Source organism: Alkalihalobacillus sp. AL-G (assembly GCF_030643805.1).
In the GTDB taxonomy this organism is placed as follows: Bacteria; Bacillota; Bacilli; order Bacillales; family Fictibacillaceae; genus Pseudalkalibacillus.
This window is the reverse complement of record NZ_CP094656.1, coordinates 728,705-742,203: the sequence shown is the minus strand read 5'-3', so window position 1 is coordinate 742,203 and position 13,499 is coordinate 728,705. Positions and strand designations below refer to the sequence as shown.

The window sequence follows — 13,499 nt, the reverse complement described above, 5'->3', positions numbered from 1 at the left end:
GAAAGACTCGAGGACCGGAACGTATGGTATTAATACGTGAGGACCAGAGAGACCGAGAAACGAAGAAATTCGACAGCCATTTTTACCGGACTTTTTGAAAAACCTTTCATAATGAATCTATAGTACCGAATATAACGGGCAATGAAAACCCTATTGTTAAAAATTAGTCTCCCCACCAAAAGTTTTTCTCATTTCATTTTAAATTCCATATTAACATCACCCGAATAAAACAGTATAATATTGGTATTCGCAAGAAATGTACAAGCTGAAGAAAAAGGTAAAGTATGCATGCTTTCTTATTGCATAAACTAACAATGAAATGGACTTTTAAGGAGTAATTAATGAAATATATAACTGGTCGTTTCCTACGTTGTCTACCACAGCATCAGGTTTCCTCTCTTTCAGGAAAAATAACGAAAGCCAAGCTGAGTAAGCTTGCGATTAAGCCGTATGCTAAATATTATAAGATCGATCTCTCCTCCATCGAAAAACCGATGAGGGATTACAAAAACTTGAATCAATTTTTCACACGTAAATTAAAACCGGAATCGCGGCCTATAGATTTAAACCAAGATACAATCATAAGTCCATCAGATGGATTGATTACACAAATCGGATCCATAGAAGACGGCTCGTTAATCCAGGCTAAAGGAGTTTGTTACTCTTTGAAAGGATTACTTGCAGGCCATGAACAAGCTAATCTCTTCCAAAACGGTTCTTATATGACGATCTATTTAAGCCCCAGGGATTATCATCGCGTTCATGCCCCTATAAATGGGAATGTTACTGAGTTTTCGTATATACCTGGGAGGCTATTTCCCGTCAACCGATTGGGCGTACACTCAATCAACGGACTTTATGCCAAAAACGAACGACTTATAACCTACATGAATACCGCTGCAGGGAAGCTTGCGATTGTGAAGGTAGGAGCTTTCATTGTAGGAAGTGTACAGGTTGCTTACAAAGAACAAGTACAACGATTCCATAAAGGTCGACAAATCAGTCAAAAGCTAAGGAGTTTTCCCTACTTTAAGAAAGGCGATGAAATTGGGCATTTCGAGTTCGGTTCAACCGTAATTGTGTTATTTGAAAACGATTTGCTTGAACTCGATCCATCCATTAATCCAGGACAATTCATTAAAATGGGAGAACGAATCGGAAGCTGTTCAGAAGCCACAAAGGAACAATCAATAAAAGTAGCCGTGCCTACTATGTAAGAACGATTGACCGCTATGGTCAGTCGTTTTTCACGTTAAGAAAGTATAAGCGCAACTAGGACGATCGCTAGCCAAGTTTTCTTTATGACCCCCTTTTCAAAATTATGGATACCAGTATATAATTTGGTATGGATATTCATTTTGAGAGGGCTGAGGTCAATATGCCAAACGTTTGGACACATATACACTTTGGAGAAACCGTTATTGAAAAAACAGGCTTACTCAGATTGGATCATGAAACGGGACCCTATTTCCGATTTGGAACACAAGGACCAGATCCATTCTTTTATCATAACTTCTGGCCATGGAAGTCAACACCAGTAGCTGAAGTGGGTGACCGAATCCACCATGAACATTGCGGCCAATTTTTGATGAAGCTCGTTCAGTTTACAAAAATGCGTCTGGATGACCGTAAGTTGATTGCTTTTACCACCGGGTTCATTACCCATCACATTCTCGATCGCAACGCCCATCCGTATATCATCTATCGATCCGGAAACGAAAATAATCGGCATCAAAAGCTAGAGATTTTGATCGATACTTTATTAATGAAAGAATTGCGTGGAATCGAAACCTGGAATACACCTGTATATAAACAGCTTTATATCGGTGGCAGCTTACAAACCTCAGTGAAGGAAATGCTTTCAGAAGCCATCGATGCTTATTTCCATGATCTTCACAAGCAGCTTCCAAGCAATTATATCGAACGCTCCTATGAACAAATGCAACAAGCACTAAAGGTTCTGTACGATCCGCTCGGATGGAAATATAAACTGTTAAAAGACAGGATCGAACCTTTTTCCTATCAAAAAGATATTGAATCAGGGGATTTCTTGAACGAAACGAAAACACGCTGGATCCATCCGGCACAACCGGATGAACATTCAGAACAGACCTTTTATGATTTACTCGATCAAGCTGAACGCGAATGTGCAGACATTTTACAGGAGCTTGGTGCTTATTGGTTTGAGAATTCGGAGGATGCCTTTGATCGTCTTGAGCAGAAAATCGGCAATATCTCCTATGACTCAGGCAAAGATTGTACACTGCCTCTTGAAAACAGACATTTCGAACCGATGTTATGAACCAAAAAAATCAGGTGTCTTAGCCTTTACAATCGAGGCAATTGACCCTGATTTTTTTATATTGAATTACATTGGTATTTCTCCGTTTGCAGGTGTATGTCCTGCTTCGATTTTTCCTTGCTCAATATCCACCTTGCTCAAAATGAAAATACCGACGAGGAAGAAGATGACAAGTGAGAAGATTCCTAATCTGCTTGAGCCTGTTAATTGGCCGACAAGTCCAAATACAAAGGGTCCGAAGATGGCAGAAAACTTTGCCGAGATTCCATAAAACCCATAGAATTCCCCATGCTTATTGTCTGGCACCATGCTTCCGAAGATCGAGCGACTCAGTGCTTGAGCCCCACCTTGAACAAAGCCGACAAGTATTGCTAATGCAAAGAAATGTACAGCCGTTTCCATAAAGTAACCGAGAAAAACGATAAGTACGTAAGTCCAGAGAGCTATGTAGAGTGCCCGTTTTGCATTGATCCTTTTAGCAAGGTAGCCGAATAGGAAAGCAAACGGAATCCCTACGAACTGGGTTATGAGTAGTGCACCAATAAGGTGTGTCGTGCCGATTCCTATGTCCCTTCCATAAATGGTTGCCATTTTGATAATCGTTGAAATACCATCGTTAAATAACCAGAACGCTATCAAGAATAATAGCAGCTGCTTATATTGTTTGATTCCTTTGAATGTCGTTTTTAGACGTTTGAAACCAATTCCGATATATGAGCCTTCCATTTTTTGCTGTTCATGCTTCTTTTCTTTTATGTTTTTAAACATTGGAATCGAAAACACAAACCACCAGATTGCAACGGTCGCAAACGATATTTGAGACGCAACGGTTTTATTAGGTAGAAAAAAGAGGTGCGGATACATGATCATTGCCAGATTGACGAGTAAGAGCACACCGCCACCAAGATAACCAAAAGCGTACCCTCTTGCCGAGATTCTATCTATTTCATCACGGGAGGCAATCTCAGGTAAAAACGCATCGTAGAATGCATTACCACCTGAAAACCCAATTGTTCCGAGGATCAATAGAAAAGACGCCAATAAATAATCGCCTTCCCCAACGAATGCAAGCAAGATGCTTGCAAGCATACCCATATAAGCAAAAAAGCGTAAAAACTTCATCTTTGAATTAGAATAGTCAGCAATCGCTCCAAGAACTGGCGCTAACAATGCTACGATAAGCACTGCAATGGATTGTGAATATCCCCAGAAAGCCGTCGCTGTCGTATCATCAAGACCTTTTGCCGCGACGTCAAAATAGTAAATCGGTAGTACAGCTGCCATAATTGTAGTTGCGAACGCAGAATTTGCCCAATCATACATCGCCCATGAGTGAATATCTTTCCGTTTCATCCTCTATAATGCCCCCTTAATTCTTCTTGCACCTACACCTTCCCCTTAAAATCATTGTATGTCCTTTACAAAGTTTTCAGGTTATCTAAATTAAAGATTCTCTTATTCGATGCGGTTAACCTTTTTTATGGTGAGAATTTCTATAGCAGTCTGAATCCCATTATACAAAAGAGGTTGTTTGAAGGCACCATAGAGCCCATTCGTTCCCTTTTTTTTGCAAAACCTGCAGTTCGATAACACGCATTGATTTCCCGGATTGTTCCTTTGGGAGACTTTTCATGCAATCTTAATAAAGTTGATTTGTATAGTTCATTATAAAAGTACTATGATGCCGTATGACTACGAAAATCCCTCCTCAAAATAGGAAAGCAGAGAAGACCGAAGTCCTCCCTGCTCCACTATTTCCTATTTCTTTCAAACCGCCGTCCGGGATTGCTTCATCCCTTGCTGCAGCTGATACATTTGATAGTACTTTCCTTTCTTCTCCATCAGCTCGTCATGGTTTCCGCGTTCAACGATACGTCCGTGGTCCAAAACAAGAATTTGATCAGCACTTTTAATTGTAGATAATCGGTGGGCGATAATGAATGTCGTCCGTCCCTTTTTCAGTACATCAAGTGCGTCCTGAATAATGGCTTCAGTTTCTGTATCGATGTTCGCCGTCGCCTCATCCAAAATCAAGATCGCAGGATTGTACGCTAAAGCGCGTGCAAATGAAATGAGCTGCCGCTGTCCTGCCGATAACGTACTTCCTTTTTCCACGACCGGCTCATCAAACCCTTTCGGAAGCTGATTAATAAACGGTTCCGCTCCCACATCCTTCAACGCTTTCTCAACTTGTTCTCGCGTGATCGAAGGATCATCAAGGCTGACATTCGATTCAATCGTTCCCGTAAATAGGAAAGGATCCTGCAGGACGATACCCATGTGCTTTCTCAAATCCTGTCTCGACATGTGCTGAATATCCTGACCATCAATCATAATTTTCCCATGCTCAATGTCATAAAAGCGGAACAACAAATTCATGATTGAGCTTTTACCAGAACCCGTATGACCAACGAGTGCAACTGTTTCACCCTGCTTCGCCTCAAACGAAATGTTTTTCAAGACGTAATCTTCCTCTTTATAAGCAAACGTTACATCATCAAACATTACGTTCCCTTGATAACGCGGCAAGGTGGTGTTCGATACGTCTTCCCCTTCTCGATCTAACAAGCGGAATACCCGTTCTCCAGATACACGTGCCTGCTCCAAATTCGCGAGCTGTGTCACAATACCGGTTACAGGCTGGAACATCCGGTTCAAGTAATCGACGAATGCGTACAGCACTCCGACGGAAACGGCCGCTCCTACTGTTAACGATGCACCGCCAAAGTACCAGATCAATGTGACGAACGCTACATTACGAAGCAGATTCACGAGGTTATGTGTCATGATTGCTTCAAGGTTCAACAGCTTATTGCGATAACGGAAATATTCCTCATTAATCTTCTCAAACTCGTTCGTGGTCTGCTTCTGTCTGCGAAATGCCTGAATGATCGTCATCCCTTGGATCGATTCATTGATCATTGCATTCAAATCACTTAAGCGTGAACGAATGAGGTGGTTATATTTAGACGCAAACTTCCGATACATGAAAACCCAAACAATCAGGATCGGAATAATAAGTGAACAAATCGCTGCGAGTCGAACATCCAAGAAGAACAACGCAGTAAGGATCCCAACAATATAGATGATCCCTGTAAAAAATTGTGCCAATACCGTTACGTAAAGCTCACGAATCGCCTCGGTATCGTTCGTGATCCTTGAGACAACCTTACCAGCAGGAAGGTTATCAAAGTAATTGACTGGGAGACGTTGAATTTGACCAAAGACGTCTGTCCGCATTCTCTGAATGATCCGATTCGCTGACTGTTGCAGCAAATAACTCTGACCATACGTGAAAAAGGATGCGATTACCATTAGCCCTAGATAAAGGGCACTCAAATATATGAGTCTCTTCACTTCTGGCTGGTAAAAGGCAAGGAGCTGTTGGTTCGTCAGTTCATCGACCTCATACGTCGCCCGCTGCTCCCCTTTTTCAATGATCATCTTCCCGTTCTCAATGGTACGTTCTCCATCAAAGGCAACCGGTTCATCAATAAAGTAATAATCAAGCTTTACCTGAAGGATTCTCACCGTTGGCTGCTCAGAAGCATCTCCTTCATGGTACTCAGCTCGTACGTAATTTTTTCCTTTGTATTTGACCGTATCGTCACCGGCATTTTCAACCATTACCCACGGTTCTTCAATCCCGAGAATATGGTTGTCGATCATTTTTTTTGCGATGAATGGCCCAGTAAGCTCGGTTCCCACCGCAAGTGCGAGCATGATCAATGCCAAAATGATCGTCTTTTTATAAAGTAATGCGTACTGATATAATCGTTTTCCTACGTTCATGTTACACCACATCCTCTGAAAGGCCGGCTTCTAACTGTTGTCGTTCATATTGCTCTAAGTACCAGCCTCCATTTTCCAATAACTGTTCATGTGTTCCTTCTTCTACAATTCGGCCTTCATCCATTACGAGAATCCAGTCAGCATGCTGAACGGCTGATAATCGGTGGGTCGTGATCAAGGTTGTTTTACCGGCACGTTCATTTCGAATGCTGCTGATGATTTTCGCTTCGGTTTTCCCGTCAACGGCAGACATTGCATCATCCAATAGTAAAATTTCCGGGTTGACGAGCAGCGCCCGAGCAATCGAAATCCGTTGCTTCTGACCACCGGATAAAGCAACCCCTTTTTCTCCAACTAACGTTTGCATCCCTTTTGGAAGGTTTTCGATATCGCCTGTCAATGATGATAGCTCAACGACATCGCCCAAACGCTCTGCTGATGCATCAGAAACTCCGAATAATATATTTTCCTTCACAGAGCGTGAAAACAAGATCTGCTGCTGTGGTACATATCCAATCCAGCTGTGAAGCTGCGACAGAGCAATTTTCTCAATTGGAACACCAGAAACAGCAATTGTCCCCTTACCTGATGGATATTCACGTAAAAGCTGTTTGACAAGCGTTGTCTTTCCGCTTCCTGTTTTTCCGACGATTCCAAGCGTTTGACCACGTTTTAACGAAAATGAAACATCCTTCAGGTTATCCACTTGAGAGCTCGGATAACGGAAGGTTACGCGGTTAAACGAAATTTCATCGGGCTTATCAAAAGATACAACCTGCTCGTTATCCTTCACATCAGGCTCATAATCCAACGTGTTATTTACCCGGTCAAGTGACGCATTTCCCCGCTGCATGACGTTGATCAATTCTCCGACCGCAAACATCGGCCAGATCAACATTCCGAGATAGACGTTAAAGGCAACGAGTTCCCCAAGCGTTAATGTCTTATGGAAAACTAGAAATGCCCCGTAGCCTAATCCGATTAAGTAACTGATTCCTACAAGTACTTTTATAGTCGGTTCAAACAATGCATCGATTTTTGCAACTGAGATATTTTTCTTATAAACATCATCAGTCATGTTCGAAAACCGCTGATTATCTGCTTTTTCTTGAACATAAGCCCGAATGACCCTTACACCGGAAACTGACTCAAGCACCTGGTCATTCAGATCTCCAAATGCATCCTGTGCGGTTGTATAACGTTTATGAATCAGCTTTCCATACCGATTCATCAAGAGTGCCATGATCGGCAGCGGTAATAATGCCGCTAGAGTCAATGGCCAACTGATCGTAAAGCCCATCACCAAAAGGATCGTCACCAAAAATAAGCTTGAGTCGATCAGTGTTAAGATTCCGAATCCTGCTGTAATGGAGATCGCTTTTAGGTCGTTTGTAGCACGAGCCATCAAATCCCCAGTTCGGTACTTTTCATAAAACGTCGGTGTCATTTTCAAAAGATGGCGCATAAAACTTGAACGCATCGTCCTTTCTACGAGAAAGGATCCACCGAACAACTGGTACATCCATATATAGCACAGTGAATAATTGACAATCATTAATATGATATAAAATCCAACAAACTGAAATAATCGCTCTGACGTCAGTGAGCCGATCGTCATTTCATCGATCGCCATCCCAATTAATTTCGGTGGAACAACCTCAATGAAGTTTACAATTTGAAGCAATACGATCGCTACTGTATAACGCTTCCAATGTCTTTTAAAAAACCATCCTAGTTTGACTAATACTGAAAACATGCTGTCTCTCCCCTCTTATCTCCAACACAGTTCGTTCGTCAACCGCCTTCAATCCGATCCAGCAGCCTTTCCTTCCTTACATTCCTCTTCATTACATTCATCAAAATTCTCCTTTCAAATTTTAAATTAAATCGAAGTTCAAAAAGTGACGAATTAGAAACAAGAAGTTCAAGGCGCGACAGTTTTGAGGACCGGAGCGTATGTAATAATACGTGAGGACCGGAAAAACCGAGCAACGCCGAAATTCGCCGTTTATCATTTGGTGCTTTTTGAACCTCTATATAGAATAAAAAAGGTATGTCACCACGAAGGCAACATACCTCTTCTAAACCCAAAAGGTTAAAAGAAAATATAAAAAGCCCATGCCGATATAGGTGGCATGAGCTGAAAGACACGTATCCTTTACATTAAGAAAGGTTCTTCAACGTTTCACGCCATGCCTTGTTAAGTTGTATTCCCGAGAATCCAAACCGACCAGTTGTACCAAAATATCTACATACTTACGCATGACGCCACGCTCCTTTCTAATTAATGTTATTTATTAGTTCCATAGAAATTTTATACCAATCCTATCCATTTGTCAAAAGACTTTTGCCTATTTTTTAAATTATTTTACAATTCCGAGTATAGTGGTATAAATACTCACTATATGTTTCTGCGACTAATTTTAACCCTGTATTCACAGTGCGAACCAATAAATGGATAACTGACACTTTTCAAGAGGGTATCATATAGTGATTAAAGATTGCTGGGTTAGAAATTGTATGAAGGCAGGGGGGAAAGAGATGGGATTCTACATCACGGTTGAGCCAAGTGTGAAAATTTTTGTCGAAGAACTAGGACCTAAGAATGGAAAACCTATTCTGTTCGTTCATGGTTGGCCGCTTAACCGGAAAATGTTTGAATACCAATTCGACCAGATTCCAAACGCTGGTTACCGATGTATCCGGATGGACTTGCGTGGGTTTGGTAGTTCCGATAAACCATGGACCGGATATTCATACGACCGTATGGCGGATGACATCAGGATCGTCATTGATACGTTAAAGCTGAAGAATCTCATACTTGTCGGGTACTCTATGGGTGGTGCGATTGTCATCCGACATATGGTTCGACATGCGGGGCAAAATATTTCTAAACTCGTATTGATGGGAGCTGCAGCACCGGTTTTCACAAAGCGGCCAGGTTATCCGTATGGAATGACGAAGGAACAGGTCAATAAGTTGATACAAGCAACGTACACGGATCGACCAAAAATGCTTGAAGAGTTCGGTGACTTGGTTTTTGAACAACCGATATCGGACAGTTTCAAAAGCTGGTTCCACGGATTGGGGTTAGAAGCCTCAGGTCATGCCACCGCTATGACTGCCATGTCTCTTAGAGATGAAGAATTATGGAATGATATGCACAAAATCCATGTCCCAACTGGAATATTCCACGGTGTAAAAGATAAAATCTGTCCGTTCGAGTTTGCACAGGTCCAGCATGCACAAATCAATGGATCAAAGCTTTTCTCTTTTAATAAAAGCGGCCACGGAATTTTTTACTGCGAACTGGAAAAATTCAATAGAGAGTTTTTACGGTTCGTCAGTGGATAGAAGTTTAATATAAAAGCAACAGATCAGTCATTGCAAGCTTGATTTTGAGGAAGACAAAACAAAAAGAGCGCCGGTGCATTATGATGGAAGAACTTTAATCTACAAAACAAATCTAAAATCCCCCGCCGCTCATAGGCGGACCACCTCTCCGGACTTTTCTTTTTCAATAGCAATTTCTACTTCTTTTTCTCGTTCTGTGTTTTTCTATTTTGATTATTAAATCGTCTTTTCGCTTAGATTTTTATAAAAGAAAAACGCAAGTGATTTCGTTATGAAATCTCCTGCGTATACAGTGTGTAAACCATACTATGCTTTTTAACAAATCAACCTGTTGGTTTGGTCAATGATTTTTTCAAATATTCCTACCTTTTTCACTATAGATTCCGTTTATGCACGCTTTTCCCGTCGTAGGTAAAGGCGACGGATTTGTTTTCGACCTTTGTTTCTAGGTGCACGGATCGTCCCCAGAGCTGATACACATACGGAAGAACCTTTTCAAGGTAACGGACATCCAATTCGATGTCTTCATAATGGTGTACCAAATAAAGCTCGCCGTTCCTTAAATAATCACTATCGTTTACAGTAATGTACGGAAAACCGCCGTTCACCCGGCTGTTGACGAGTTGATCGCGGACATCCTCCCACATTTTCGTCGTAATTCGATAGTCCTTACCCTGTTTTTGGAACAAATACATATCCTCGCGATCACAGAGTTCCTTCGTCAGGTAGTTACGCATGAATGAAATGTCCGATTCGATCTCTCTTACTTCAAACATCTTCTCACGCCCATCCCCTGGTTCAACCCCTTGCTTTATCAATTCTTCTGAAGGATTGTCATATCGTTCCTCGATATCCTCAAAAATTTTAAGGCCAAGATAATACGGATTGATTGAAGTACGGGATGGCTGAACAACTCCAGCATTCAGCTTTGCGAATTCGATCACTTCATCACTCGTAAGATCCATTTCTCTTAAAATTCTCGAATGCCAGTAAGATGCCCAGCCTTCGTTCATGATTTTCGTTTCAAGCTGCGGCCAGAAATAAAGCATTTCTTCGCGCATCATCGAAAGAATATCTCGCTGCCAATCCTCCAACTCCCGGCTGAATTCCTGAATAAATAGGAGTAAATCCTTCTCTGGGCGCGGAGGAATTTTTTTCCTTGCATTCTTTTTCGTTACTTCTTTTTTTGATTGAGATTGATCGATATTCCATAAATCATCGTATGGAGTTGCCTTCTTTTTAAGGACTTCCTCTGCTTCCTCAAAGGCGTAATTGAGTCTTGGACGCATAATTGATGGATCAATGTGCTCCTGGATTGATAAAATCGCATCCAGAAAACTTTCCACTTCTTTTTTACCATGTTCATGCTCGTATGCTGCAATCCGTTCCGCAGTAGACGTCATGCTCTCGACCATATCTCTTCTCGTATTTGAAAACCGAACATTATTTTTAAAGAAATCACAGTGAGCGAGTACGTGTGCAATAATCAGCTTGTTCTGAATCAACGTGTTACTGTCGAGCAAAAAAGCATAACACGGATCGGAATTAATGACGAGCTCATAGATTTTACTTAACCCGAGATCGTATTGTAGCTTCATCTTATTGAATTGTTTGCCGAAGCTCCAGTGGGAGAAGCGTGTCGGCATCCCGTAGGCACCGAATGTATAAATGATATCTGAAGGACAAATTTCATACCGCATCGGATAAAAATCCAGTCCGAAACCTTCTGCAATCTCCGTAATCTCGTCAATTGCTCTTACCAGTTCTTTATGTTCATCGAGGCTCATTCCTGCTCCCCCTTTAAAGATTCTATAGGAGCGTATGTGTTCAAAATAGGCGTGAATTTGTGAACACCCGCTTTAAGACAATGTATGTCGAAGGAGACGAAACATGAACTTAAACAGGGGAACAGTTATACAATTATTTTTATGATATAGAACGTGAAAATAGTTGCTCCGTTGTTACGATCTCAGCAAATTCCTCGTTTAAATTAACCAAAGTCATTTCGTGAATTTGTTCAGCAGTAAAGTTTGTTCCATCTGGACCCTGCCGATCGAACGTTGCACATGCATCCTCTACTAAAATAGGATTGAGTCCATAGTTTCCAGCCATTCGGGTTGTGGTTTCTACACAGTGATTCGTTGTCAGTCCTGCAATCACGACACGCTTACACTTCATTTCTTTTAACCTTTGTAACAGATCAGTTCCGATGAAGGCACTGTTGACATGCTTTCGTATAATAGCTTCACTCTCTTTTGGCTTTGCCTGGATTTTAAACTGGACAGTATCACCATTTATATAAAACAAGGAGTCGGCTTTTTCTGAAATGTGTTGTACAAAAATAATCGGTCGCCCAGTTTCTCTCCAATACTGAATGAGCTTTGCAATTTTATCCTCTGCATCGGGATTATTTCTCCTTCCCCAGCTCGGATTATCAAACGTTTTTTGAACATCAATTACGATAAATGGTGTATTTCGCGATAAATTCATTAAAGCACCTCCTCTTTTTTAAAATTTCCCAAGATTAATTGGTAAAAATGAATATCATGCCATTCATTGAATTTAAAGCCGACTTCTTTAACGCTGCCGGTTTTCTGAAATCCGAATTTCCTATGTAAACTTCTGCTAGCCGGATCATCATCTGCAAGGACGGCAATGACAGTATGATAATCTAGCACTTTTGCCCTTTTAATCAAATCCGCTAAAAGAACCGAACCTACCCCTTTTCCACGTGCACTTTTAGATAAGTAGATTGAGTTCTCAACCGTCCTGCTATAGGCTGGTTTATCCCGAAATGGAGTTAGACAAGCATAACCAATCACTTCTGCTTCCTCTACCGCAACGAGTAATGGAAAGCTCTCGTTAAACTGGTGGAACCAGATTATGCGTTCCTCTAAGGTCTGTTCTATCAAATCAAACGTAACTGAAGACGTCCGTACAACGTTATTGTATATATGTAACATTGCAGGTACATCATTAATGGTAGCCTCTCGAATGTTCATTTCCACTTTCCTTTCTCATATCTCGATGAACTTGTACATATTTATTTTATAAGGGACAAACGGTGGGGGGATGAGCTTGAAAAAACTATTCGCAATCATTATCGGCAGTATTTTCGTAGGTGCAGGGATTAATGGATTGCTCGCTCCGCATCACCTCCTCGATGGCGGGATCATCGGAATCAGTCTGATCGCAAATTATACGTGGGGGTTTCAGCCTGGTCTAGTGATCATTCTGCTAAGCTTACCGTTATATGGACTGGCTTGGTTTTATCATCGTTCCTATTTTTATAATAGCTTACATGGTCTGTTAATCTCATCCTTTTTTATCGATGTTCTTGCTCCGATTCGGCATTGGTCTCATCCCCCGCTACTTCTTTGTGCATTGATTGGGGGGTTTCTCGTCGGAACAGGGATTGGAATCATGCTTCAGCAAGAGACAAGCACGGGTGGAACCGATTTGCTTGCGCAGATGATTTCAAAAGTGACTCATATTAACGTCGGGATTATCATTTTTCTGATCGATGCGGTTGTCATTGTTTGCGGTGGTATTTTTCTTGGCAGTCAATCCTTTTTGTATTCGGTGGTGACCATCATCGTAGTCGGTATGACCACTACCTTTATCACGATGACAAAGACTTCATCTCCTACCCATTAATTAAGTCCTCGGTGCCCATAAAATAATCGCAACACCTAGTAAGCAAACAAGTCCGCCAAGCCAATCGAATCGGTCAGGTGTGTGCCCGTCAACTAGCCATCCCCAAAGTAAGGCTAGTACCGATAAAAACACCACCGTATGCTGCATAAATCCTCCCGAACGTCGGAAACAATTGCAGTGTTGGAATGACACCGTATAGGATTAAAATACTACCACCGATTAATCCGTACCAGTTTGGACCTCCTTCTCTTAACCAGAGCCAGATTAAGTAACCGCCTCCGATTTCAGCGAGCCCAGCAACGATAAATAGAATGATCGATTGTAGCATAATTACACCTCCAGTCAGTGAGACAATGTTTATATTTCAAGCTAAGTTCATAGAATGGTAGAAGAA

10 protein-coding genes and 1 pseudogene are annotated in these 13,499 nt (G+C 41.5%); 4 read left to right on the top strand and 7 right to left on the bottom strand.

What is annotated here, in order from left to right; genetic code table 11:
- The first annotated feature begins 341 nt into the window (after nt 1-341).
- Both asd and MOJ78_RS03810 read left to right on the top strand, forming a co-directional pair.
- Nucleotides 342-1,217, top strand: coding sequence for an archaetidylserine decarboxylase (asd, locus tag MOJ78_RS03815; protein ID WP_304979890.1), 876 nt, complete (start codon nt 342-344; stop codon nt 1,215-1,217).
- A gap of 161 nt (nt 1,218-1,378) precedes the next feature.
- Nucleotides 1,379-2,302: a zinc dependent phospholipase C family protein gene (locus tag MOJ78_RS03810; protein WP_304979889.1), complete on the top strand. Its 924-nt coding sequence runs from the start codon at nt 1,379-1,381 to the stop codon at nt 2,300-2,302.
- Nucleotides 2,303-2,368: 66 nt separating this feature from the next.
- Here MOJ78_RS03810 and MOJ78_RS03805 read toward each other — a convergent pair whose 3' ends face one another.
- From MOJ78_RS03805 to MOJ78_RS03795, 3 genes are all read right to left on the bottom strand, one after another.
- Nucleotides 2,369-3,655, bottom strand: coding sequence for an MFS transporter (locus MOJ78_RS03805; protein WP_304979888.1), 1,287 nt, complete (start codon nt 3,653-3,655; stop codon nt 2,369-2,371).
- 414 nt (nt 3,656-4,069) lie between these two features.
- Nucleotides 4,070-6,094 (bottom strand): ABC transporter ATP-binding protein, encoded by a 2,025-nt coding sequence (locus MOJ78_RS03800; RefSeq protein ID WP_304979887.1) that lies wholly within the window; start codon nt 6,092-6,094, stop codon nt 4,070-4,072.
- A 1-nt stretch (nt 6,095) separates the two neighbouring features.
- The gene (locus MOJ78_RS03795) at nt 6,096-7,850 is read right to left on the bottom strand and encodes an ABC transporter ATP-binding protein (protein ID WP_304979886.1); all 1,755 of its coding nucleotides are present in this window, start codon (nt 7,848-7,850) and stop codon (nt 6,096-6,098) included.
- A 785-nt stretch (nt 7,851-8,635) separates the two neighbouring features.
- Here MOJ78_RS03795 and MOJ78_RS03790 point away from each other — a divergent pair.
- Entirely contained in the window at nt 8,636-9,448 is an 813-nt protein-coding gene (locus MOJ78_RS03790) for an alpha/beta fold hydrolase (RefSeq protein ID WP_304979885.1), read from the top strand.
- 374 nt (nt 9,449-9,822) lie between these two features.
- Here the strand turns inward: MOJ78_RS03790 and MOJ78_RS03785 are convergent, their stop codons facing one another.
- The 3 genes from MOJ78_RS03785 to MOJ78_RS03775 all read right to left on the bottom strand — a co-directional run bounded on the left by MOJ78_RS03785 (nt 9,823) and on the right by MOJ78_RS03775 (nt 12,450).
- The gene (locus MOJ78_RS03785; protein WP_304979884.1) at nt 9,823-11,235 is read right to left on the bottom strand and encodes a SpoVR family protein; all 1,413 of its coding nucleotides are present in this window, start codon (nt 11,233-11,235) and stop codon (nt 9,823-9,825) included.
- A gap of 139 nt (nt 11,236-11,374) precedes the next feature.
- Complete coding sequence (locus MOJ78_RS03780) at nt 11,375-11,938, bottom strand: cysteine hydrolase family protein (protein ID WP_304979883.1); 564 nt, start codon at nt 11,936-11,938, stop codon at nt 11,375-11,377.
- Entirely contained in the window at nt 11,938-12,450 is a 513-nt protein-coding gene (locus tag MOJ78_RS03775) for a GNAT family N-acetyltransferase (RefSeq protein WP_304979882.1), read from the bottom strand. Before MOJ78_RS03775 ends, MOJ78_RS03780 begins: the two co-directional genes overlap by 1 nt.
- 70 nt (nt 12,451-12,520) lie before the next feature.
- Between MOJ78_RS03775 and MOJ78_RS03770 the strand changes: the two genes are divergently transcribed.
- Nucleotides 12,521-13,105: a YitT family protein gene (locus tag MOJ78_RS03770; RefSeq protein ID WP_304979881.1), complete on the top strand. Its 585-nt coding sequence runs from the start codon at nt 12,521-12,523 to the stop codon at nt 13,103-13,105.
- Here MOJ78_RS03770 and MOJ78_RS03765 read toward each other — a convergent pair.
- Nucleotides 13,106-13,433: pseudogene (locus tag MOJ78_RS03765) on the bottom strand (YnfA family protein).
- Nucleotides 13,434-13,499 lie beyond the last annotated feature (66 nt).

Bases quoted from the DNA above. Each gene is read 5' to 3' on its own strand.
- asd (WP_304979890.1), top strand. From the start codon at position 342: ATGAAATATATAACTGGTCGTTTCCTACGTTGTCTACCACAGCATCAG.
- MOJ78_RS03810 (WP_304979889.1), top strand. From the start codon at position 1,379: ATGCCAAACGTTTGGACACATATACACTTTGGAGAAACCGTTATTGAA.
- MOJ78_RS03805 (WP_304979888.1), bottom strand. From the start codon at position 3,655: ATGAAACGGAAAGATATTCACTCATGGGCGATGTATGATTGGGCAAAT.
- MOJ78_RS03800 (WP_304979887.1), bottom strand. From the start codon at position 6,094: ATGAACGTAGGAAAACGATTATATCAGTACGCATTACTTTATAAAAAG.
- MOJ78_RS03795 (WP_304979886.1), bottom strand. From the start codon at position 7,850: ATGTTTTCAGTATTAGTCAAACTAGGATGGTTTTTTAAAAGACATTGG.
- MOJ78_RS03790 (WP_304979885.1), top strand. From the start codon at position 8,636: ATGGGATTCTACATCACGGTTGAGCCAAGTGTGAAAATTTTTGTCGAA.
- MOJ78_RS03785 (WP_304979884.1), bottom strand. From the start codon at position 11,235: ATGAGCCTCGATGAACATAAAGAACTGGTAAGAGCAATTGACGAGATT.
- MOJ78_RS03780 (WP_304979883.1), bottom strand. From the start codon at position 11,938: ATGAATTTATCGCGAAATACACCATTTATCGTAATTGATGTTCAAAAA.
- MOJ78_RS03775 (WP_304979882.1), bottom strand. From the start codon at position 12,450: ATGAACATTCGAGAGGCTACCATTAATGATGTACCTGCAATGTTACAT.
- MOJ78_RS03770 (WP_304979881.1), top strand. From the start codon at position 12,521: ATGAGCTTGAAAAAACTATTCGCAATCATTATCGGCAGTATTTTCGTA.